18 protein-coding genes are annotated in these 21,812 nt (G+C 70.9%); 3 read left to right on the top strand and 15 right to left on the bottom strand.

Translation table 11 applies throughout. The features are described 5' to 3' along the window. Nucleotides 1–95: 95 nt before the first annotated feature. The 3 genes from VGC13_RS14385 to VGC13_RS14375 all read right to left on the bottom strand — a co-directional run bounded on the left by VGC13_RS14385 (nucleotide 96) and on the right by VGC13_RS14375 (nucleotide 3,323). Nucleotides 96–2,282: a M56 family metallopeptidase gene (locus tag VGC13_RS14385; RefSeq protein ID WP_331125955.1), complete on the bottom strand. Its 2,187-nt coding sequence runs from the start codon at nucleotides 2,280–2,282 to the stop codon at nucleotides 96–98. A gap of 2 nt (nucleotides 2,283–2,284) precedes the next feature. Further along, nucleotides 2,285–2,677 carry a BlaI/MecI/CopY family transcriptional regulator gene (locus VGC13_RS14380; RefSeq protein ID WP_331125954.1) on the bottom strand — a complete coding sequence of 131 codons (393 nt, stop codon included), beginning with the start codon at nucleotides 2,675–2,677 and terminating at the stop codon, nucleotides 2,285–2,287. 286 nt (nucleotides 2,678–2,963) lie between these two features. Then, nucleotides 2,964–3,323 carry a phage holin family protein gene (locus VGC13_RS14375; protein ID WP_331125953.1) on the bottom strand — a complete coding sequence of 120 codons (360 nt, stop codon included), beginning with the start codon at nucleotides 3,321–3,323 and terminating at the stop codon, nucleotides 2,964–2,966. Between the two features lie 803 nt (nucleotides 3,324–4,126). Here VGC13_RS14375 and VGC13_RS14370 point away from each other — a divergent pair. Both VGC13_RS14370 and VGC13_RS14365 read left to right on the top strand, forming a co-directional pair. Continuing rightward, nucleotides 4,127–4,831, top strand: a complete 705-nt coding sequence (locus tag VGC13_RS14370) for a hypothetical protein (protein WP_331125952.1) — start codon at nucleotides 4,127–4,129, stop codon at nucleotides 4,829–4,831. 31 nt (nucleotides 4,832–4,862) lie between these two features. Further along, a complete protein-coding gene (locus VGC13_RS14365; protein ID WP_331125951.1) occupies nucleotides 4,863–5,318 on the top strand; it encodes a hypothetical protein in 456 nt (151 codons plus the stop codon). Nucleotides 5,319–5,602: 284 nt separating this feature from the next. Here VGC13_RS14365 and ndk read toward each other — a convergent pair whose 3' ends face one another. The 9 genes from ndk to VGC13_RS14320 form a co-directional block, all read right to left on the bottom strand. Then, complete coding sequence (gene ndk, locus VGC13_RS14360; protein ID WP_331125950.1) at nucleotides 5,603–6,019, bottom strand: nucleoside-diphosphate kinase; 417 nt, start codon at nucleotides 6,017–6,019, stop codon at nucleotides 5,603–5,605. Between the two features lie 6 nt (nucleotides 6,020–6,025). Continuing rightward, a complete protein-coding gene (locus VGC13_RS14355) occupies nucleotides 6,026–6,964 on the bottom strand; it encodes a CBS domain-containing protein (protein ID WP_331125949.1) in 939 nt (312 codons plus the stop codon). Next, nucleotides 6,961–7,830: a succinate--CoA ligase subunit alpha gene (gene sucD / locus VGC13_RS14350; protein WP_331125948.1), complete on the bottom strand. Its 870-nt coding sequence runs from the start codon at nucleotides 7,828–7,830 to the stop codon at nucleotides 6,961–6,963. Before sucD ends, VGC13_RS14355 begins: the two co-directional genes overlap by 4 nt. Next, nucleotides 7,827–8,969 (bottom strand): ADP-forming succinate--CoA ligase subunit beta, encoded by a 1,143-nt coding sequence (gene sucC, locus VGC13_RS14345; RefSeq protein ID WP_331125947.1) that lies wholly within the window; start codon nucleotides 8,967–8,969, stop codon nucleotides 7,827–7,829. The genes sucD and sucC overlap by 4 nt, the downstream gene beginning before the upstream one ends. Nucleotides 8,970–9,113: 144 nt before the next feature. Further along, nucleotides 9,114–10,058, bottom strand: coding sequence for a carbamate kinase (locus tag VGC13_RS14340; protein ID WP_331125946.1), 945 nt, complete (start codon nucleotides 10,056–10,058; stop codon nucleotides 9,114–9,116). A gap of 540 nt (nucleotides 10,059–10,598) precedes the next feature. After that, nucleotides 10,599–11,987: a phosphomannomutase/phosphoglucomutase gene (locus VGC13_RS14335; RefSeq protein ID WP_331125945.1), complete on the bottom strand. Its 1,389-nt coding sequence runs from the start codon at nucleotides 11,985–11,987 to the stop codon at nucleotides 10,599–10,601. An 89-nt stretch (nucleotides 11,988–12,076) separates the two neighbouring features. Next, nucleotides 12,077–12,460, bottom strand: coding sequence for a RidA family protein (locus VGC13_RS14330; RefSeq protein WP_349264214.1), 384 nt, complete (start codon nucleotides 12,458–12,460; stop codon nucleotides 12,077–12,079). Nucleotides 12,461–13,069: 609 nt separating this feature from the next. After that, nucleotides 13,070–14,062, bottom strand: a complete 993-nt coding sequence (locus VGC13_RS14325; protein WP_331125943.1) for a bifunctional heptose 7-phosphate kinase/heptose 1-phosphate adenyltransferase — start codon at nucleotides 14,060–14,062, stop codon at nucleotides 13,070–13,072. Nucleotides 14,063–14,225: 163 nt separating this feature from the next. Continuing rightward, a complete protein-coding gene (locus VGC13_RS14320; protein WP_331125942.1) occupies nucleotides 14,226–14,663 on the bottom strand; it encodes a hypothetical protein in 438 nt (145 codons plus the stop codon). Nucleotides 14,664–14,909: 246 nt separating this feature from the next. Between VGC13_RS14320 and VGC13_RS14315 the strand changes: the two genes are divergently transcribed. After that, on the top strand, nucleotides 14,910–15,614 hold the full coding sequence (locus tag VGC13_RS14315) for a nitroreductase family protein (protein ID WP_331125941.1): 705 nt from the start codon (nucleotides 14,910–14,912) through the stop codon (nucleotides 15,612–15,614). A gap of 300 nt (nucleotides 15,615–15,914) precedes the next feature. Here VGC13_RS14315 and VGC13_RS14310 read toward each other — a convergent pair whose 3' ends face one another. The 3 genes from VGC13_RS14310 to VGC13_RS14300 all read right to left on the bottom strand — a co-directional run bounded on the left by VGC13_RS14310 (nucleotide 15,915) and on the right by VGC13_RS14300 (nucleotide 21,247). Further along, a complete protein-coding gene (locus tag VGC13_RS14310) occupies nucleotides 15,915–16,193 on the bottom strand; it encodes a hypothetical protein (RefSeq protein ID WP_331125940.1) in 279 nt (92 codons plus the stop codon). A 564-nt stretch (nucleotides 16,194–16,757) separates the two neighbouring features. Then, a complete protein-coding gene (locus tag VGC13_RS14305) occupies nucleotides 16,758–18,563 on the bottom strand; it encodes a tetratricopeptide repeat protein (protein WP_331125939.1) in 1,806 nt (601 codons plus the stop codon). Further along, nucleotides 18,560–21,247, bottom strand: coding sequence for a tetratricopeptide repeat protein (locus VGC13_RS14300; protein WP_331125938.1), 2,688 nt, complete (start codon nucleotides 21,245–21,247; stop codon nucleotides 18,560–18,562). The genes VGC13_RS14305 and VGC13_RS14300 overlap by 4 nt, the downstream gene beginning before the upstream one ends. Between the last annotated feature and the right edge of the window lie 565 nt (nucleotides 21,248–21,812).

The raw sequence follows: 21,812 nt of genomic DNA, 5'->3' as shown, positions 1-21,812 counted from the left end.
CGGGATGCCGGGCCGGGCGGGGGGGTTCGGGTCGGGTGCCGGGCGCGGAGGCCCGGCCAGGATCAGCGGGGAAGCACGGCGCTTCCGCGGATGCGCTACCTGGGCGGGGGAGGCGCGCGGCGGAGGGTCACGTCCCCGCCCGCGGCATGGACGGTGACGCGGGCGCCTTCGGGCCCGGGGACCGTGGCGGTGGCGCGGCGGACGCCGCCCGCGGACGGGAGGTCGTGAAGGGGAAAGTCGCCGCGGATGCGGCCGGGTCCCCGTCCGCCCGCGGGAGCGGCGGTGACGTCGAGGGTCCCGCGAAAGTCCGCCGGGAGGACCAGGGTCACGCTGCCGCGGCGGGTTTCCACGGTGGCGCCGCGCGTCCGCAGCATCCGCACGAAGACGTCGCCGGCCCCGGTGGCGACGTCCACCGAGTTTTCCGCGGCGTGCAGGGTGACGGCACCGTGCCCGGTGCGGACGCGCGCATGGCCGCCCGTGGCGCCGATCTCCACGTCGCCGCGCCCCGTCTGCACGTCCACGCCCTCGGCGGCGTCCTGCACCAGGATGGCGCCGGCCGCCCGCTGAAAGGCCACGTGGTCGGCCCCCGCCACCGCGCGGACGCCACCCGCGAAGCGGCGCGCGGAGGGCACGCCCGCGGCGTCGCGCGTCTCCACCACCGCCGTCCCCGCGTCCGCGCGCAGCTCCAGGTCGCCGGTGTTGCCGTGCAGGCCGGCGTCGCCGCCGGCGGTCCACACGCGGCCCGCCAGCCGCGAGTCGAAGACGGACGCACGTCCGCCGCCGGTGGTGATGGCGGCCTCGCCCCCCACGCCCTCCAGCACCAGGTCGCCGCCCTGCGTGCTCCCGGAGAGCGAGCCGGCCACGTCGCGCACCTCCACCCGGCTGCCGCCTCCCGCGATCCACAGGTCGTAGCGGCGGGGAACGCGGATCTCCACCACGTGTGCGCCGGGGTGGCGGCCCCGGGAGCGGGTGTCGATCCGCGTGCCGCCATCGCCGTCCCGCGCCAGCAGGGCGTCCACGCCGGGCGCGCCCTCCGCCGCCCACGACCGCACCTGCACGGCGTCGCGGTCCCAGCCGGTGATCCGCACCTGCGCCGCCGCCCCCAGCCGCAGCGCCAGCCGCCCGCCGAACGCGGCCTGCACCAGAGCCTCGGTGGGCGGAGCAAAGGGCGCCGGCACCTCCGCCGCGGCGGCTGGAGATGCGAGATCCACCTCCGCCTCCACCGTCCGCCCCGAGCCCAGCGCGGCGAGGGGAAGGACGACGGCCAGGGCGGCGACCGCGGCGGCCACCGCCGCGGGACGCGCCACGGTGCGCCGGCTGCGCGCCGTGTCGAGCACGGCGAGCATCCGCCCCTCCAGCTGCGATGGCCGCGCCATGCTCACCGCCCCCGCCGTGACCAGGCGCGGCGCGTGAAAGGCGCGGGCAATCTCCAGCAGGTCGCCCGCGTACGCGGCGGGGCGGGCGCCCCCGGCCAGCACGCGGTCGTCGCAGGCAAGCTCGCGCTCGGTGCGCAGCTGGCGCGCGGCGTACCACGCGCCCGGGTGAAACCAGTAGACGGCGCACGCCGCCACCGCCGCCAGCTGCGTCAGGCAGTCGCGGCGCGCCACGTGTGCGGCCTCGTGCAGCAGGACGGCCCGGCGCCGCGCGAGGGGCCACTCGTCCGCCGCGGCGGGAAGCACGATGGACGCGCGCCAGAGTCCCACCGCCATGGGCGTGGGCGACGCGCCGCTCCGCAGCAGCCGCACCGGCCGCCGCACCTCCATCTCCCACTCCACGTCGCGAAGGAGCTGGATCCATTCCGGGTCCGTGACCGGCACGGCGCGCGACGCAATGCGGCGCACCGCCGCGAACCCCACCGCCGCCCACGCAAGCACCGCCATCACGCCCAGGGCGTAGACCATCCCCACGAGGCGCGCCGGCCGCCATTCGCCGACGGCGGACGGCGCTTCGGCGGGCGCCGCCGCCGCGGCTTCACTCTCGACTGTCGGTGCGACCGGGACCACGGCGCCGCCATCCGCCATTCCCGCTCCCGGAACTCTCTCAACGGCCGGCGCCGGTGGAAGCCAGCCCGCTTCCCATCGTGGAAGCAGGGCGCCCAGCGGCGGCAGCGCGACCAGCCCGCAGACGGCCAGCGTCCACACCAGGTGCCGCGACGCGGCGGATGCGCGGCGCAGCCGCATCACGCTGGTGACCAGCCACGCCGCGAGCAGCAGGACGGTGGATTTCACCAGCAGGCCGGCCAGGAAGGCGGCCCAGGCGGTGGAGGAGAGAATTGAGGGCATGGTCACTCGGCTCCGTCCGGACGGGCGTCGTCCAGCAGGCGGGAAAGGCGCTCGAACTCATCGGGCGACAGGCGCGGCTCGCCCAGGTCCAGCAGCGCGGCCATCGCGTTCTCGCGCGAACCGCCAAAGAAGGTGCGCAGCACGTGCGCCAGCGCCGAGCGGCTTTCGGCCTCGCGCTCCACCACGGCCGAGTACAGGTAGCGCGGGCCGTCCTGCTCGTGGCGCACGTAGCCCTTTTCCTCCAGGTGGCGCAGCATCCCGCGGACGGCGGCGTTGCTGGGTGCGTCGGGCAGGTCGGCCAGCACCTCGGCCGCCGTGGCCTTTCCGCGCCGGAACAGCACGTCCATGATCTGGCGCTCCCGGCGGCCCAGCTCGGAGATCGGTTTGGAGGTCATCAGCGGGGATGTGAGTGTCAATCCATTGACATCATGTCAACAGATTAACACCTCCTCCCGAGAAGGTCAATCCTCTTCTTTGCCGGGCAACAGAAATCCGCAGGATCAAACGCGAATCGCCCCGCGGCCTGCGCGGGGCGATCCGGAACTGAGTGCTGCTGGGGATGCATTCCCGGAAAGGGCTGCATGCGGTGTTGTCGGTGGAGCGGCGGCTCCAGGCGGGTTCGCCGCGCAGCACCACGTCACATCCCCAGGGATGCCGTAGAGCACGCCGTCCGTGGCGTGCTCAGTCATCGTCCTTGATGAGCAGCGACAGGAACCACGTCGCCAGGCTGATCACGACGGAGCCGATGATGGCGGAGACGAAGTCGCGCACGTGGAACCCGTACCCGAACTGGCCGGCGGCAAAGCTGGTCAGGTACAGCATCAGCGCGTTGATGACGAACAGCGCCAGCCCCAGCGTGAGCACGATGATGCCGCACGCCAGCGCCTTGATGATGGGCCGCACGATGGCGTTCGCCAGCCCCAGGATGAGCGCCACGACGAACAGCGTCTCGATGCGCCCGTCGTACTCCAGGCCCGGCAGCAGGTAGACCGCCAGCCCCACGGCCAGCGCGGAGGCGATCCAGCGAAAGAGCAGTTTCACGGCAGTGTCAGGGATGCGGGTGGACGTGCCCACGGCGGGTGCTGCCTGATCGTACGCCGCGGGGGGCGGAAAAGTGTCGGCGCGGAGGGAAGTGCGAAAGTGCGTGAGTGCGTGAGTGCGTGAGTGCGGTAGTGCGTTAGTGCGGACGGTTCGTCCCGGGCGGGTGAACCCGCGGCTGGAAAGGCGGGAAGCCCCGCAAATTGCGCGGGGCTCCTGTACCGACACACCAGAGTGTCATTCCGAGGGAGCGCCGCGTTGAACCACCCCGACCGCCGCACCCCGCGCGCGACCGAGGAATCTACCGTCTGCTGCTCGTGGCTCGCCGCCGCGCCGAGATGCCGCGGACTATCTGAAGAGTTCGTGCGGGGAGCGAGCCACTTCGGGAATCTATAAACCCGAATCGAAGTAAAGGCGGTCCCTCGGGACAATGTTTGACGCGCCGGAAGAATGCGCCTAATATACCGCTCTGTTTAGGGCATTTCAGTCAACCCCTGTAACTGGTGCCGTTTGGCGCAAACATACATGTGCGCTCATCGCACCGCTCCGTTGGCGAATTCGCATATACACATCCCAAGAGCGCGGAAAAGGACGATCTCTAGACACCACTTGGACGCAGGGTGGGAACCTCGCAGAAATCAACCGGTTAGCAAGGATTGGAAGATGCGCAATTCATGTTACGCCTTGCCAGGCTCGCGGGGGTGGTGCTCACGCTAGGAGCGTGCGCGGACAGCCCCACAGGACCGGATCAGCAGCACGCGGCGGATCTCGCGGCCTCGGCGCCGGACACCCGGGTGGAGGGATGCGTGACGGAAGGCATCTGCACCTTGCCGCCGATCAGTGGAGGTGGGTGCGATGAGTGGGACTACAGTTGCGACGGAGGTGGTGACTGCGCTGCGTCGGCGGGTCCCGGTAGCCCCGACGGCACGACGGTGCAGGGCTGCGACGACGGCGGCGGCGATGGCGGCGACTACGACGGCGGCGGCGGTAGCGGCGGGGGCGGGGGCAGCGGCGGCACAAAGGGTCCGCTGTGCCCTGACTACGGATGCGAGGACCCGGCGCCGGACCCCTGCTTTACAGGTGACCCCAAGCTTGATGATCCGGACGTCTATTCGGGTTTCCAGGCGCTGTGGACCGGGAGCAACTACGATCCGAACATCCCCCAGGATCAGCGCCGCGAACGGGCGGGATGGCTCGTGCAGGATGCGTCGGGGTATCGGTTGGTCGAGATCATGGATGCAACCTTTCACCCGTGCGGCGTGGACATACGCGAAGCGCCCCCCGCAGGCGCCGTAGGTGTGGTGCACACGCATCCATGGAAGATCGGGGAGGTCGTTACGACCTGCGCGTCTGGGCCGGTACTCTATACCGGTACGCCCAGCGAAGACGATAAGGCCACGTTGCGGCGGTTCGGCTTGAGCACGGGTTACATCCTGGACGCGAGCGGCATCGGCCAGTTCACCGGATCGGGCGGCGAAACGGCGTTGCGTAAGGGACGTTGCGGCTACTGAATCCATGCACCACCAGAAACAAGCTACCCGAATGTCCAGACTACACTACCTGTTCGTGCTCGCGGGCATGTGCACCATCTGCGGGGTCGCGCCTGATCATGCCCGTGCGGATACGGCGCTGAAAGCCTGCCCGCACCCTTCGGCTACCGCGCAACTCCGTGTTCGCGACTTCCTCGCGGCGGAGCACCTGTCCGGGGTCCGGCAGGGACTCGGGCTTGCGGCCATCTCTCCGGAACGCGTCCGTGGGTTGGGGCTTCTCGCGGCTGATGCGGAGAAATGTGACAAGTTGCAGGACGCCTTGCGAGCGGGTGATGTGCACGGGCAGCAAGGCCAGGTGACGTTCTTTGAGGCGGACGGGTTCTATTTCGTCACGATCTCACACCCGTCCCCGCGGTCATCGTCAGGCGCCGTCATCCAACACGAAGGCAGTAGCCAGATGTACGTGTTCGACAGCCAGTTCCGACCTGTTGCCCGCTTGCTGGCGTAACCCGGGGGACTACTTGCCCATGACGTCGCGGACGCATGCGTTGGGGTGGCGCCGCGGCGAATCTCCGACGGTATCGTGATCTGATCGGCACCGTGCGAAGAACGTCTTACTATGCCGATTCCTCCGTGGTGGCGCGTCTGGAGGAGAGCGGGGTGCTCAGGCTCACCCGCCGGGACAATCCCGCCGGCGATGCTCACGATCCAGAAGCAAACGCCGCCCCCACGCACAAAGGGCCGCCTCTCGCGAGGCGGCCCTTCGTCATCCATCCACCGAACCTGCCCGGATCAGCCCACCAACTCGGTGCCGGCGAAGAAGAAGGCGATCTCGATGGCGGCGTTCTCGTCGCTGTCGCTGCCGTGGACGGCGTTGCGGCCCTTGTTCTCCGCGTACAGCTTGCGGATGGTGCCCTCGGCGGCCTCGGCCGGATCCGTCGAACCGATGGTCTCGCGCCACAGCGCCACCGCGTTCTCGGCCTCCAGCGCCAGCACTACGGCCGGACCGCTGGACATGAACTCCACCAGCTCGCCGTAGAAGCCGCGCTCGGCGTGGACCTCGTAGAACTTCTGCGCCTGCGGCAGGCTGATCTGCGTCAGCTTCATCCCCAGGATGCGGAAGCCCGCCTGCTGGATGTGCGCGATGATCTTGCCGGCGTGGCCGTTCTGCACGGCGTCGGGCTTGATGATGGCGAAGGTACGGCTCATCTGTATCTATTCCTCGTCAACGGGTTCAATGGGAGACGCGGCGAACCCGAACACCTTGCGCAGGATGTCGCCGCGGGTCAGAAAGCCGGTGAGCTGCCCCTCGTGCACCACCGGCAGGCGCTCGATGTCCTTGCTCACCAGCATGGACGTCACCTCGGCCAGCGCCTGCTCCTCGGAAACGCAGATCACGGAGCGCGACATCACGTCGCGCACCCGCGTCTCGCTCCACGCCGCCGCGCTGGCCTCCGCGGGCCGCTGCACGCCGGGAAGAAAGTGGCGCAGCAGGTCGCGGTCCGTCACCATCCCCAGCACCTGCCGGTCGTCGCCGACGACCGGAATCGCCCGCAGCCGGTGCTCGGCGATCAGGTCCAGCACCTCCTGCACCGGCGCGTCCGGGCTCGTCCGGTACACACGCTGCGTCATCACGTCCCGCACCCGCAGCCGCGGCTCGATGATGATCTCGCGGATCTCCGGGATCGCCATCACCTCGGCCGGCGAGCGCGCCGCCACCAGCCGGTCCACCACGGAATCCACCCGCAGCACCCGCGCGAGCGCGGCCACCGTCTGCAGGTACAGGTCGGCGGCGGAGAGCGGCGCCAGCACCAGGACGACGACCTGCGCCACCGCCCCCACGTGGTCCGCCGACTCGCGCAGCGGCGCGGGGGCGATGCCCAGCGCCACCTGCAGCGAATCGACCGCGTCGGTGCGCAGGTGCGGCAGCAGCACCCGGTCGCCGATGTGGATCAGGTCGCGCACCCGGCTTTCGCTGAACTTGCGCCGCAGCGTGTCGGGGTCGGCGATGCCGCCGGTGCCCACCAGCGCCTGCGCCAGGTGCATGACCGCGTCGTACACCGACGACGCCGCCAGCGGGGCCACGACGTGCTCCGGACGGAGGATCTCCGTCAGGCGCACCTCGCGCCCCGCGCGACCGCCGCTCTCGGTCAAAGCGCTTCCTGGATGAGCCCCACCACGTCCAGCGGGCGCGTCGCCACGCCGATGCCGTTGTCGCGGAAGGCTTGGATCTTCTCCTCGGCCGTCCCCGCGCTGCCGCTGATGATGGCGCCCGCGTGCCCCATCCGCCGCCCCGGAGGCGCCGTCTGCCCCGCGATGAAGCCCACGACCGGCTTGGTGACGTTGGCCTTGATGTACTCGGCGGCCTCCTGCTCGTCCGTGCCGCCGATCTCGCCCAGCATCACGATCGCCCTGGTGTCCGGGTCGGCCTCGAACGCGGCCAGGCAGTCGATGAACGACGTGCCGCTGACCGGGTCGCCGCCGATGCCCACGCACGTGGTGGTGCCGATCCCCGCGCCCTTGAGCTTGTAGACCACCTCGTAGGTCAGCGTCCCGCTCTTGGAGACGAGGCCGACGGGGCCGGGCTGCGTGATGTGGCCGGGGATGATCCCCACCTTGCTCTTGCCGGCGGAAAGGAGCCCGGGGCAGTTGGCCCCGAGCAGACGCGCGCCCTTTTCCTTGACGTACGGATAGACGCGGGTCATGTCGAGCACCGGCACGCCCTCGGTGATGCAGACGATGAAGCCCACGCCCGCGTCCGCCGCCTCGAACATCGCGTCCGCGGCAAAGGCGGGCGGCACGTAGATCACGGACGAGTTGGCGCCGGTGGCGTCCATCGCCTCCTGCACCGTGTTGAAGATGGGCACCGAGCCCTCGAACGTCTGCCCGCCCTTGCCCGGCGTGACGCCCGCGACCACCTGGGTGCCGTACTCCATCATCTGCTTTGCGTGGAACGAGCCGTCGCGGCCCGTGATCCCCTGCACGATGAGTTTCGTGCTCTGATCGATGAAGATGCTCACTGGGCCTCCCCCTTTGCCAGCGCGACGGCCTTCTTGACGGCCTCGTCCATGTCGGTCATGGCAGTAAACCCTGCGTCGGCCAGGATCTTCACCGCGATCTCCTCGTTGGTGCCCGTAAGGCGGATGACGATCGGCACCTTGATGTCGATCATCTTCGTCGCCGTCACGATGCCGTTCGCCACGTCGTCGGTGCGGGTGATGCCGCCGAAGATGTTGAACAGGATCGCCTTCACGTTCTCGTCGCCCGTGATGATCTTGAGGGCGTTCACCACCTTCTCGGGGTTGCTGGAGCCGCCGATGTCCAGGAAGTTGGCGGGCTCGCCGCCGTAGTACTTCACCAGGTCCATGGTCGCCATCGCCAGCCCGGCGCCGTTCACGACGCAGCCCACGTCACCATCCAGCTTGATGAAGGTGAGGTTGGCCTCGCGCGCCGTCACCTCGGCCGGGTCTTCCGACGACTCGTCGCGCAGCGCCTCGATGGCCGGGCGGCGGAAGAGCTCGTTGTCGTCGATGTTGAACTTGGCGTCGATCGCCTTCACCGTGCCGTCGGGCGTGGTGATGAGCGGGTTGATCTCCGCCAGCGACGCGCCGGCCTCGACGAACGCCGTGTACAGCTGCTGCAGGATCTTCGCGGCCGCGCGCTGCTGCTTCACGTCGCTGTAGAGCTTCGTGGCCAGGAAGTACGCCTGGTGCGGCAGGAACCCGTAGCGCGTGTCCACCGGCAGCTTGGTGATCTTGTCGGGGTCCGTGTGGGCGACCTCTTCGATGTCGATGCCGCCGGCGGCGCTCACCATCCACACCGGCGCCTTGCTCGCGCGGTCCATGATGATGCCTACGTAGGCCTCGCTGGCGATGTCCTCCGCCGGGGCGATGAGCACCTTTTCGACCGTGAGGCCCTTGATGTCCATCCCCAGGATGGCCTGGGCCTTTTCGCGCGCCTCTTCGGGGGTGTTGGCCAGCTTTACGCCGCCGGCCTTGCCGCGGCCGCCGGTGTGCACCTGGGCCTTTACCACCACGGCGCCGCCCAGCGTACGGGCGATCTGCTCCGCCTGCTCGGGCGTCGTGGCCACCTCGCCCATGGGGACCGGGATCCCCTGCGCGGCGAGCAGCTCTTTCGCCTGGTATTCGTGGATGTTCACGGACGCTTCCTGTTCCGGGTGATTGTCCTGCCCTACGAAAAGTGCGTCAGTGCGTCAGTGCGTGAGTGCGTGAGTGTGCGAGGGGAAGATCCGGATCGCTCCGGCGCATTCACTCCCGCACTCACGCACTTCCGCACTCACGCACTATTCCCTCACGATCTCCGTCCCCGCGCTCCCCGCCACCGCCTCCCTGCCCTGGTCCAGCCGCGCGATGATGGCGCGGGTGCCGCCACGGCGCACGAAGTCGGCCGCGGCTTCGACCTTGGGCGCCATGCTGCCGGTTCCCAGCTGTCCCGAGGCCAGCAGCGCCTCCGCCTCGGCCAGCGTCAGCCGCTCCACGGGGCGCTGCGCGGGCGTGCCGAAGTCCAGGTAGACGCGGTCCACGTCCGTCAGGATCACCAGCACGTCGGCGCCGATGTCGCGGCCCAGGATGGCGGCGGCGCGGTCCTTGTCGACCACCGCGTCGATCCCCTCCAGCCCCCACTTCTCGTGCACGTACACGGGACAGCCGCCGCCGCCGGCCGCGATCACCAGGTGGCCCTCGGCCACCAGGGAGCGGATCATCCGCCGCTCCACGATCTCCGTGGGGCGCGGGCTGGGGACCACGCGCCGCCAGCCGCCCCTGGTCTCGGCCACTTCGCCGCCCAGCTCGGCGGCAAGGTCGCGCGCCGTCTGCTCGTCCATGGTGCGGCCGATGGGCTTGGAGGGGCGCCGCAGTTCGGGATCGCCGGGATCCACCAGCACCTGCGTCACCATCGTCACCACCTGCCGGTCCACCCCGCCCCTGCGCAGCGCGTTCTGCAGCGACTGCTGGATCATGTACCCGATCCACCCCTCCGTCGCCGCCACCAGCACGCCCAGGGGCAGCGGGGGAACCAGGTGCCGCGACTGCTCGTTGCGGATGAGCTCGTTACCCACCTGCGGCCCGTTGCCGTGCACGATGGCGATCTGCCACCCCTCGCGCGCCAGCTCCACCACGGCGCCCAGCGATTCGCGCGTGTGCTTGAACTGCTGGGTGATGGTGCCCTCTTCACCCGGCTGCGCCAGGGCGTTGCCCCCCAGCGCGATCACGATGGTCTTGCTCGCCACGAATCCCGCTGTTCAAGGGGCGACATTCTACGCGGGCCGCTCAGGGGCGGCAAGCGCGTTCCGCATCAAGATTTCGGCCCGGGAGCCCTCCCCCGCGAGGAACGAGCGAGGTGGGACCCCTTCGCGGATATGCCGCGTGGATCTCACTGCGCCGGACGGGCGCCCCCTCCGGGCTCGCATTACTCGCCCACCTCCCCCAAAACTGCTGGGGGAGGTTGGGGTGGCCGGCGGGGACGAGACTCGGCGACTGGGATCGAACTGCGCCGGCGGGGGTGCCCCTCCCCCGGCCCCTCCCCGTTCGTTCCTCACGGAGAGGGGAGAATTCGATCCCGCTCCGGCAGGCCCGTCGAGCGCGTCACCATCCCGCACCACCCTGTCCGGAGCACCCCGATCCCTGCCGCACCCCAACCTCCCCCAGACTTGGGGGAGGTGCGAGCCTGAGCGAGCGGAGACGGCGCCGCGGGTCGCGCAAGCTCAGGCAGTGCGGATACGAACGCACTTTCGCACTCACGCACTCACGCACTCACGCACTTTTCTCCCTCAGTGCCCGTCGCTCGCCCCGGCGATGCCCTCGCCCTGCAGCCAGCCTTCCATCAGCCCGCGGATCTCGGCCAGGCGCTCGGGGGTGCGGGCCTCGTAGCGGGCCACCAGCACGGGCTCGGTGTTCGAGGCGCGGATCAGGCCCCAGCCGTCGCCGAAGAGCACGCGGGCGCCGTCCACGTCGATCACCTCGTGGTCCTTGCGGAAGTGCTCGGTGGCGCGGCCCACGATCTCGAACTTGGTCTCTTCCGTGGCCGGGTAGCGCAGCTCGGCGGTGGAGACGAACTGCGGGAACTCCGCCAGCCACTCGCTGAGCGGCCGCCCGCCGCGCGCCACGATGTCGATCAGCAGCATGGCCCCGTACAGCGCGTCGTCGAACCCGTAGTAGTCGTCGCCGAACATGATGTGGCCGCTGAGCTCGCCGGCCAGCAGCGCATGCTCCTGCTTCATCCGCTCCTTGATGAGCGAGTGGCCGGTGGCGTTCATGATGGGCACGCCGCCGTTGGCCTCGAGCACGTCCGTGAGCTGCTGCGAGCACTTTACGTCCAGCACCACCTTTTGCCCCGGGCCGTGCTTCTGGATCAGGTCCAGGCCGTACAGCAGCAGCAGCGTGTCGCCCCGCACGATCCCGCCCCGGTCGTCGATGGCGCCGATGCGGTCGGCGTCGCCGTCGAACGCCACGCCCAGGTCCGCGCCCTCTTCCTTCACCCTGGCGATGATGTCGACCAGGTTCTTGTCGACGACCGGGTCGGGGTGGTGGTTGGGAAAGGTGCCGTCGCTCTCGCAGAAGATGGGGATGACCTCGACGTTGGGCCCCAGCGCGCGGATCAGGTCCACGGCGATGATGGAGCCCGTGCCGTTGCCGCAGTCCACCACCACCTTGATGGGCCGGCCGATGTCGAACTTGCCGGCCAGCACCTTGATGTAGGTTTCCAGCACCTCGCGGTTCTCGACCGAGCCCTCGCCCGACTCGAAGTCCTGCTCCTGGATCATCCGGCGGATCTCCTGGATGGAGTCGCCGAAGATGGAGCGGCCGCCCAGCGTCATCTTGAACCCGTTGTACTGCGGCGGGTTGTGGCTGCCGGTCACCTGCAGACCGCCGTCCAGCTTCCAGTGCGACACGGCGAAGCTGTGCGCGGGCGTGGGGACCAGGCCCACGTCCACCACCCGCGCGCCGGCGGCCAGCATGCCGCGGCGCACCCCGGCGGCCAGGTCGTCGGAGGTCAGGCGGTTGTCGCGGCCCAGCGCCAGCACCGGCGCGTCCTTCTTGAGGCGGCGGCGCGCGAGGGAGGCGTAGGCGCGGCCGATGCCCTCGGCCACCTCCGTGGTCACGTCGGGGCCCACCACGCCGCGGATGTCGTACTGCCGGAAGATGTGCGGATTCACCATCGCTCAGCTCGCGAGACTCGTCAGGGTTCGGATACGGAAAAACGACGGGCGCCCTCCGCCCGGCGGAAGGCGCCCGCGTCCTGCTACAATTAGCGGTCCAGCAGAACCGCCACCGCCTCGATCTCCACCGCCACGTCGCGCGGAAGGCGGGCCACCTGCACGGTGCTGCGGGCCGGCTTGTGGTCGCCGAAGTGGCGCCCGTACACCTCGTTCATCCCCGCGAAGTCGTCCATGTCGCGCAGGAACACGGTCGTCTTCACCACGGTCGACAGGTCGGCGCCGGCCTGCTGAAGGATGGCGGTGATGTTCTTCATCACCTGCTCCGTCTGCGCCTTGATGTCGCCCTCCACCAGCTGCATGGTGGCCGGGTCGAACGGCACCTGCCCGGCGGTAAAGACGAAGCCGTTGGCGATGATGGCCTGGCTGTACGGGCCGATGGCGGCCGGGGCGTTGGCGGTGTGCACGGTCTGCATGGTCGGTTTCACCTGGCGAAAAGTACAGGACGTCGTGGCGGAAAGCAGAATGGCGACAGCCGTGACGGCCCTGGCGATGGCGGTACGCTTCATCGCGGTGTTCCTGGTTCAGGCTCCGGGGCGGTTCAAAGGGGCCCCTCCCCCGGCCCCTCCCCGTTCGTTCCTCACGGAGAGGGGAGAATTCGATCGCGCTGCGAACACGGTCGAACTGCGTCCGCGGACGCCCCCTCCGGGCTCGCATTACTCGCCCACCTCCCCCAAAACCGCTGGGGGAGGTTGGACGTTGTGCCAGGGACGCCGGCTCGGCGAACGGCGTCGGGCTGCGCCGGACGGGGTGCCCCTCCCCCGGCCCCTCCCCGTTCGTTCCTCACGGAGAGGGGAGAATTCGATCGCGCTGCGGCGGGCTGTCGGGCGCGTCACCCTCCCCCGCGCGGTTTGCGGGGGAGGGCCGAGGTGGGGGGCACCGGGGGCGCAGTGCGATCCCGATCGAAATCACCCATCCCCTGCTCCACAACCAACCTCCCCCAAATTTGGGGGAGGTGCGAGCCTGAGCGAGCGGAGGGGGCGCCCCGCGGGTCGCGCCGGACTCGCCGTCTGCCTCGCTTCGTCCTACATCCCGCCCGGCACCATCGCCCGCAGCTCGTCCGGCGTGACGGTGGCGACGCCGGGTTTGCCCACCTCGATCCCCGCGGCCAGGTTCGCCAGCACGGCGGCCTCGCGCATCGACGCGCCGGCGGCGAGCGCGACGGCGACGACGGCGGTCACGGTGTCGCCCGCGCCGGAGACGTCGTAGACCTCGCGCGCCACGGTGGGAATCCGGAACGCGGGGCCCTCCGCGCCCTTGAGCGCCATCCCGTGCTCCCCCAGCGTCAGCAGCAGGTGCCCGGCCTCCACGCGCCGGCGCGCATCCTCCAGCCAGGCGTCGTCTTCCGCGGCCAGCGGCTGGCCCAGCGCGGCGCCCAGCTCGGCGGCGTTGGGCTTGAAGACGGTGGCGCCGCCGAACGAAAAGAAGTTGCGGAACTTGGGATCCACCACGCTGGGGATGCCGGCCTCGCGCGCCGCGCCGATGGCGGCACGGATCACGGAAGGCACCAGCACGCCCTTGTTGTAGTCCTCCAGCACCAGCGCGTCCGCCGCGCGGGCGGCGGCGCGCACCGCGTCCTCCAGCCGCGCCGCGCAGTCCGCGCCCACCTCGTCGTCGCGCTCGCGATCGAAGCGCACCACCTGCTGGTGGCGGGCCACCACGCGCGTCTTGGTGGTGGTGGGGCGGCCGGCATCCTCCACCAGCCGGGCGTGGACGGCGCCGCCATCCAGCCGGGCCAGCGCGTCGCGGATCTGCGCGCCGGCGGCGTCGGCGCCCACGCAGCCCACCAGCTCGCACTCGGCGCCGAGGGCGACCACGTTGGCGGCCACGTTGGCGGCACCACCCAGCGCCACCCACTCCTCGGCCACCTGCACCACGGGCACCGGCGCCTCGGGCGAGATGCGCGACACGGCGCCGACCAGGTAGACGTCCAGCATCAGGTCGCCCACCACCGCCACGCGCAGCCCCCGGCACCGCTCCAGAATCTCGTCCAGCCGCGCGCGTGTCAGACGCTCCATCCTGTGCCGCCCCTCCGCCGGGAAAAAGAGGCGGGGAATCTAGACGGGGCGGCGGAGCGTGTCAAAGAACGGCAGGGAATAGGGAACAGGGAATAGGGAATAGCGGGATGAACCGCCGCGTCGGGCCGGCAGGACGTCAGGCCAGGGGACAGCGGGCGGGATGTCAGCCCGGAGGGAGGGCGGAAGGACGGGAGCCGGCGTCGAGGGCGGCGATGCGCTGCTCGGCCAGGACCAGCTCCACGTTGGCGGCAAGCTCGCGCGCGGACAGGCGCTCGGCGCGGGAGATGGGCACCACCAGCTCGTTGCCCTGCGCGGAGGGGATGCCGTCCAGCGCGCGCAGGCTGCGCGTCCGCAGCACCAGGTGGCCCCATCCCAGGAATCGGCGGCGGTACGTCAGCGACTGGATCTCTGCCCAGGGGATGGCGATGGTGCGGATGGGATCCTCGACCGTGGGCTTGACGCCAAAGCTGTGCTCGCTGCGCCGGAACTCGAACGCCAGCCCCTCCGGCTCGCTGCGCAGCAGGCCGTGGACGATGACCATCGCCTCGTACGAATCGGTCCAGCCGCGGCTGGTGAACGGGACCGACAACAGCTCGATCATGGGGTGCGGACGCGTGGGTGGCGGATCATCGAACCTGACGCCCAAGGTAAGCACAGGGGTGGTCCAGCGTAAGCCGGTATATGTGGCGCATTAAGAGCGCCCGAAATGGGGTCGCGATCAGCACCCATCGTATTTCCACTCTGGATCCACTCGCCGGAAGCCGGGTTCCGGTTGCGCCGCCGAACCCGCGCGTGTTACCCATCCCCCGCGCCGCCCCATCCATTTCCCTCCCGCGCCCCGCGACCGATGAGCACCGCCGCCAAATCCATGGTTCCCCTGGACTTTCAGCATCTGCCGGAGGAGGAGATGCTGCGCCGCGCGAGCGAGCTCTACGCGCAGATGAACCGGCGGCGCACCACGCGGCACTTCTCGGATCGGGCGGTGCCACGCGAGCTGATCGAGAACGCCATCCGCACGGCGGGCACGGCGCCCTCCGGCGCGCACCAGCAGCCGTGGACGTTCGTCGCCATCAGCGATCCGGCCATCAAGCGGATGATGCGCGAGGCGGCGGAGGAAGAGGAGCGGGTGAACTACGGCGGGCGCATGCCGCCCGAGTGGCTGGAGGCGCTCGCGCCGCTGGGAACGGACGCGGTCAAGGAGCACATCACCACGGCGCCGTACGTGGTGGTGCTCTTTCGCCACGTGTACGGCGTCCGGGCGGACGGCACGCGCCGCACGCACTACTACAGCACGGAAAGCTGCGGCATCGCGGCGGGGCTGTTCGTCGCCGCCATCCACCAGATGGGGCTGGCGACGCTCACCCACACGCCGTCGCCCATGGGCTTTCTGACCCGCCTGCTGCGGAGGCCCGCGAACGAGAAGCCGTTCCTGCTGATGCCCGTGGGCTATCCCGCCCCCGACGCCCGCGTCCCCGACCTCGCCCGCAAGCCGCTGGACGAGATCGCGGTGTGGTTCGAGGCGGAGGGGGAAGGCGAGGGCGGCACGGGTTGAGGGCCTGCAAGGGCGAATGAATTCGCTGCAACAAACACACGAAGGCCGCCTTCGCGGACTGGAAGGCTTCGGGTGAATCACCTGGGTTTGTCGACGTGGCGGGGCTCGCCCGTGAAGCCGGAATCGTGCACGGCGGCGCGCCCCCGCCTCCGCACCCGCCAATCCGCGAAGGCGGATTTCGTGTCGTCGTTGCAGCGAATTCATTCGCCATCCCCTGGGCGGGCACTGCATCATCCGGCAAAAAGACAGGGCGGGCACCGGATGGGTGCCCGCCCTCTTTTCGTCAGATTCGCCGCGTGCCTACGAGTCCTTCCAGACGCCGCCGGGGCCGCGGCCCTTGTCGCGCTTGCCGATCTTGCCGATCTCGATGTGGCACTGCGTCAGGTCGCCCACGGTGTCGGCCATGTTCTCGGTGACCTCGATGACGGCGCGGACGCCGTCGCCGTAGACCTGTCCGACGTAGCAGTCGCCGGCCTTGAACAGGATGCGCTGGGCTTCTTCAAGGCGCTGGATGGCGTCCCACACCATGTCGGCGGCGCGCTCCAGGTGTTCCTGCGCGTCGGGTGCCTGGTCAGCCATGCGGGGCGATGCGATGCGTGGGGCGAAGTGCCGGCGGAGCGGCGGGACGCGCAAGTATAGCGGGTTCCTGCTCGCCTGCGCGAGGGGACAGGTTACAGGGGACAGGTTACAGGGGACAGGTTACAGGGGACAGTGGGCAGTGTGGGGGCAGGGGGCGGTGGTTGGCCGGATGGGTTCGGGCTGCGTCGGCGGGGGGCCCCTCCTGCGCGGCAGAGCCCCGATTGCATCCGCCGGCGCCCCCTCCGGGCTCGCATTACTCGCCCACCTCCCCCAAAACTGCTGGGGGAGGTTGGGGTGGGGCCCGGTGCGATGGCTCGGCGAAAGGCATCGAACTGCGCCCGGCGGGGGGCCCCTCCCCCGGCCCCTCCCCGTTCGTTCCTCACGGAGAGGGGAGAATTCGATCGCGCTCCGAAAAGCCTGTCGAGCGCGTCACCTCTCCCGCGCGCAGTTTGCGGGGGAGAGGCCGGGAGAGGGGGGGCCACCCACCCTCCCGCGCCACCCATCCGAAGCGCCCCGCCCGCTGTAACCTGTCCCCTGTAACCTGTCCCCCTATCCCCTATCCCCTCAAAACGTCCACGCGCCCGAGATGCTCACCGCCCGGTACTTGTACTCCGCGCCGCCGCTGGGCGAAAGCTGGCTGATCCCCGAGTTGGCGAAGATGCCGTTGAGCTCGATGCGCCGGCCGGGCGCAAGCTGGTACGCCACGGTGCCGCCGCCGCGGAACGAGCCGCTGGGCTCGCCGTCGCTGCGCACCTGCTGCACGCCGGGCGCAAGCTCCGCGCTCAGGCTCCAGTGCCGCCACTCGCGCAGCCACAGCGCCGTCAGCTCCGCCAGGCCGTAGAAGTCGGGGTCGAAGTAGCCGTCGCTCAGGTCGCGCTCGAAGCCGAAGACGCGCGTCCCCACGCCCAGCGTGATAGGCGTGCTGATGCGCCGCGCCACCGACAGGCTGCCGTTCACCCGCCGGTTCTCCTCGCCCGAGACGCGGCCGGTGAACAGGGCGGTCCCCGCCGCGCCGGCCACCGTCCACACCTGCGACGGCTTCCAGCTGGCGGCGCCGGACCACTCGTCCAGGAACACCTCGCGCTGGATGAGCGTCGCCGTGGGGTCCAGCGCGTAGTGCGCGTACGAGACGCTGCCGTTGACCGGGTAGCGCCGGGGCGTCGAAACGGCCGCGCGCCAGGTGGGAATGGGGTCGGACCCGCTGGAGTCCGGCACGCTGGCGCCCACCGTCCCGCTGAGCGCCCACCCGGGCTCCAGCATCGTCCACAGCGTCACCGCGCCGCCGTCCGAGCGGCGCTCCTCGTCCGTCCCCCCCTCCGGGCGGATGGCGGCGTCGCGGTGGTACAGGTCCATGCGCACCTCCACGCTCGTGGCCGGACGCACGGCGCCCGAGGCGGAGGTGGTGCGGATGTCGTTCTTGTCCGTGTCCCACTCGTTCACGAACGACGCGCTGGCCCGCGGGGCCACCGCCAGCCGCGCCCAGCGCAGCGCCTCGCGCGCGTCGCGGTCCGTGGGCGCGGCGGCGACGGCGCGGCGCGCGGCTTCCAGCGCCGCCGCGTCGCGCCGTTGCCAGCGCAGCGTCTGCGAAAGGCCGACCCACGCCGGCGCATCGTTGGGATTGCGCGCGATCACGTCGCGCCAGCGGCGCTCGGCGGGGACCAGCCGCCCGCCCCACCCGGCCGCCCGCGCCAATCCCCGCTGCGCCTCCACGTTCCCCGGCTCCAGCGCCAGCACCCGCTGGTACACCGCCTCGGCCGAGTCCAGCTCCGTCGCCCAGGCCAGCACCGTCCCCAGCCCCACCAGCGCCTCGACGTCGCGCGGGTTCTCGCGCAGCAGGCTGTCGTACGCCGCCACCGCCGCGTCGAAGCGCGAGGCCCACGACAGCACGCGCGCGCGGCTCAGGCCGATGCTGCGGTCCTCCGGCGTGATCTGCTGCAGGCGGCCGTACGTGGCCAGCGACTCGTCGTAGTTTCCGGCCCACGACTCGAACTGCGCGCGGGCCTGCAGCGCGGGAAGAAAGCCCGGGTCCGCCGCCAGCAGCGGGTCCAGCGCCCGCGACGCCGCCACCGGGTCGCCGCGCCACGCCAGCACGCGCGCCCGGTCCACCCGCGCCTCGCGGTTGTTGGGGTCCACCCGCAGCAGCCGGTCGAACAGCGCCAGCGCCTCGTCGTAGCGCTCGGCCCAGGCGCGGATCATCGCGACCCGCTGCAGCGCCGTCGCGTCGGCCGAGTCCGCCGCCAGCCGCGCCTCGTACAGCGGCGTGGCGGCGGCGATGTCGCCCGCGGCCCAGGCGCGGTCCGCCTCGTCCTGCGCGGCGGCAGGGAGGGCGGAGGCCAGGAGCAGGGCCAGGATCAGCAACGCGCGGGTCATCGGCCGCCTCCGCGCAGGACCGGTGGATTCATGGTTCGATATACCTCGCGCATGGCGTCGTAGACGGGGCGCACGCGCTCGCGCCAGCGCGGCTCCTCCCACGTGTCCCAGGTAAAGAGCGCGACGTCGGCCTCGCGCCCCGAGGCGGGCCACTGGCGCCACGCCGAGCCGTCGCGGGCGGCGGCCAGGATGCGGATGCCGTCCACCGTAACCGTGCCGAACGCCGCGGGGACGGCGCCCTCGGGATCCTGCAGCACGCGGCGCTCGCTGGGGTCGGTAAAGTTCAGCAGCATCCAGGGAATGCGGATCTCCATCACCCCCGCCTCCGGCAGCCGCTCCCACAGGCCGTCGGGAGGGCCGCCGGGCCACAGGATGCCGCGGTCGTAGCCCATCCCCGGGTACTCCGTGCGGTCGCGCGCGAAGCGGCGGTTGTTGGTGAGCACGCGCAGCGAGTCGTAGACGCCGTCCTCGTTGGCCTGGCTGCGGTACGGCCGGTTGAAGCGCCGCTGAAAACGCCCCTCGAAGTAGCCGGGGAGCGGATCGGCGATCGCCGGCGCGGCGGCGGGCTGCCCCGGGATGGACTGGTTCTCGTCGGTCCGCAGCGGGTTGGACGACGGGTCCGCCATCAGCCGCACCTCGTTTGCCGTGGCGCGCAGGGCGAACTCCAGCCCCACCGGCAGCCGGCCGCCCACGCGCCCCGGCCAGCGAAAGTCGCCCGCCTCCGGCTTCAGGACGTCGAACCCCAGCAGCAGCTCCTCCGGTAGCCGCCCGCCCGCGCCCTCGAAGAAGAGCCAGAGGTATGCCTCGTCCGAGGCGGCGCGCAGGGTGCCCTGCGGCGTCCCGTACAGCGCCGGCATCCGCCGCCACGACGCCACCCGGTCGCGCAGCGTGGCGCCGGCCACCACCTCGCCGGGGTCCATGGCCAGCATCCCGTAGTGCTGCTCGGCGTCCAGGCGGTTGTACCACAGGCGGTTGCGGTCCTGCGGGATCTCGAAGTCGATGACGATCCAGTTCTTCTTGAACCACTCGTCGATCCAGGCGAAGATCGCCCCGCCGGCCATCCCCGCCTCGGCGATCTCGCGGGTAAGGCGGGCGTTGATCTGCGCCATCCGCGCCTCGGAGTGGCCGCCGTGGTGCCACCCCTGCGGCTGCAGGTGCGCGCTGCCGATGCTGGCCGGCACCCCGTACTCGCTGATCACCACCGGCATGTGGTCGTGGTGCCGCTTCAGCTCCACCAGGTAGCCGAAGTAGTTGGAGGGCCCCTCGGACGAGCGCGCCTGGTTGTAGCCCGGGTCCAGCACCATGAAGTCCGGGTAGTACGGATACGCGTGGTACGAGGCGAACCAGCCGGCCGGAAAGGCGTCCGTGGGCGTGACCAGGTTGGCGTCGAGCCCGATGTCGTCATTGTCCTCGGCGGCCGGCTGCGCGGGCACCTGCTCGCCCAGCGACCGGCGTATCTCCGACTCCTCGGCCACGGTGGACTCGGTGGGATGCGAAAGCGGGTCCAGCGTGGGCCAGTTGGTGTAGGCGATGGGGCGCTGGGCGCGGTAGGTGTCGGTTTCGTACGCCACCATGTGCTCGCTGGCCTTGCCCAGCCACGCGTCCATCGGCGTGCCGCCTTGCACGGTCAGGAACCGGCCGCGGAAGCCCTGGAGCTCCGGCCGCCGCCGGTTGAAGGTGACCACGGAGTGCGACTCCCACTCGCGGCCGATGATGTACGCCAGCACCCACGGCGACACGTCGGCCGTGTAGGCGCCGCCCGCGCGCCCCGGGATCACGGGAATGTCGGCGCGGCCGTGCAGCAGGTCCACCACGTGGCGCATCTCGCGGAAGAACTCGCCCTCCCACCGCGGGTCGGCGAAGTCGTTTTCCGGCGGCAGCTCGGCCCACACGCCGTGGATGATCCAGAGCGGCGCGTCGGGGTGGCGGCGGTTCCAGTCGTACAGGGCGCCGTAGAAGTGGGGCGGATGGATGGTGTAGACGCGGACGGTGTTGGCCTCCATCGCCGCCATCTGCTCGATCCAGCGGACGTAGGTCGCCGAATCCGGGAACTGGCTGGGATGCCGGCCGGGGAGCGCCGCCCCCAGGTTGACGCCCTTGATGTAGAACGGCTCCCACCCGCGCGCCGTGCGCACCTCGAAGCGGTCGCGGTTGGTCCGTGCGGGATACGTGACCTCCGCCGGCAGCGCCAGCGGAGGGCGGGTGGGCGCGGCGGCGGGCGGCGGGCCCAGCCGGGCCAGGAAGTCGCGCGCCTCGGCGTTGCCGGGGTCCACCTGCTGCGCGCGGGTGAACGCCGTGCGCGCCGCCTGCGGGTCGTCCGCGCGCCACGCGGCCATCCCCTGCCCCACCAGCGCGTCCACGTTGCGCGGCGCGTCCGCGACGACCGCGTCGAACAGGCGGCGCGCCTCGCTGGTGCGGTCCTGCCGAAGGGCCACGTAGCCCAGGCCGGTGCGCGCGCCCTCGTGGCGGGGGCAGGCGCGGAGGGCGGCTTCGAAGGCGGTGCGCGCGGCGGCCATGTCGTTGGCGCGGTACGCCGTCCAGCCGCGGTCGGCGGCGGGGTTGCCGGCGGCGGGGCACTCCTGCGCGGCGGCCGGCGCCGCGTCCGCGCCGGCGGGATCGATCGTCGCGGCCATCAGCGCGCCCCCCATCGCGAAGGCGAAAGTCGCCAGTTGCTTCCTGCTCATCATCCCCATCGAGTTCATTCCCTTCGCCTTCGGTTCACGCATACCTCTGGCCGACATCGCGCCACGTCCGCCGGCGCCCCCTCCGGGCTCGCATTACTCGCCCACCTCCCAGGAGCGAATGAATTCGCCGCTGGAACGTCGCGAAGTCCGCCTGCGCGGACTGTGGGATCGCGGATCGGCGAAGGGCATCGAGCTGCGCCGGCGGGGTGCCCCTCCCCCGGCCCCTCCCCGTTCGTTCCTCACGGAGAGGGGAGAATTCGATCCCGCTCCGTCAGCCCTCACGTTGGCCGCCGTCTCCCAACCCGATACGTGGCAGCTCCTTGCCTCTACTCCACACCCGCCAGCCCGCGAAGGCGGACTTCGTGTGGTTGTTGCAGCGAATTCATTCGCCCTTGCCGCGTGGCTCGGCGAAAGGCATCGAGCTGCGCCGGCGGGGTGCCCCTCCCCCGGCCCCTCCCCGTTCGTTCCTCACGGAGAGGGGAGAATTCGATCCCGCTCCGTACGCTGTGGGTCGCGTCACCTCTCCCCCGCGCAGTTTGCGGGGGAGAGGCCGGGAGAGGGGGCC

This window comes from Longimicrobium sp. (assembly GCF_036399255.1).
Lineage (GTDB): Bacteria > Gemmatimonadota > Gemmatimonadetes > Longimicrobiales > Longimicrobiaceae > Longimicrobium.
This window is presented reverse-complemented; position numbering and strand designations above follow the sequence as displayed.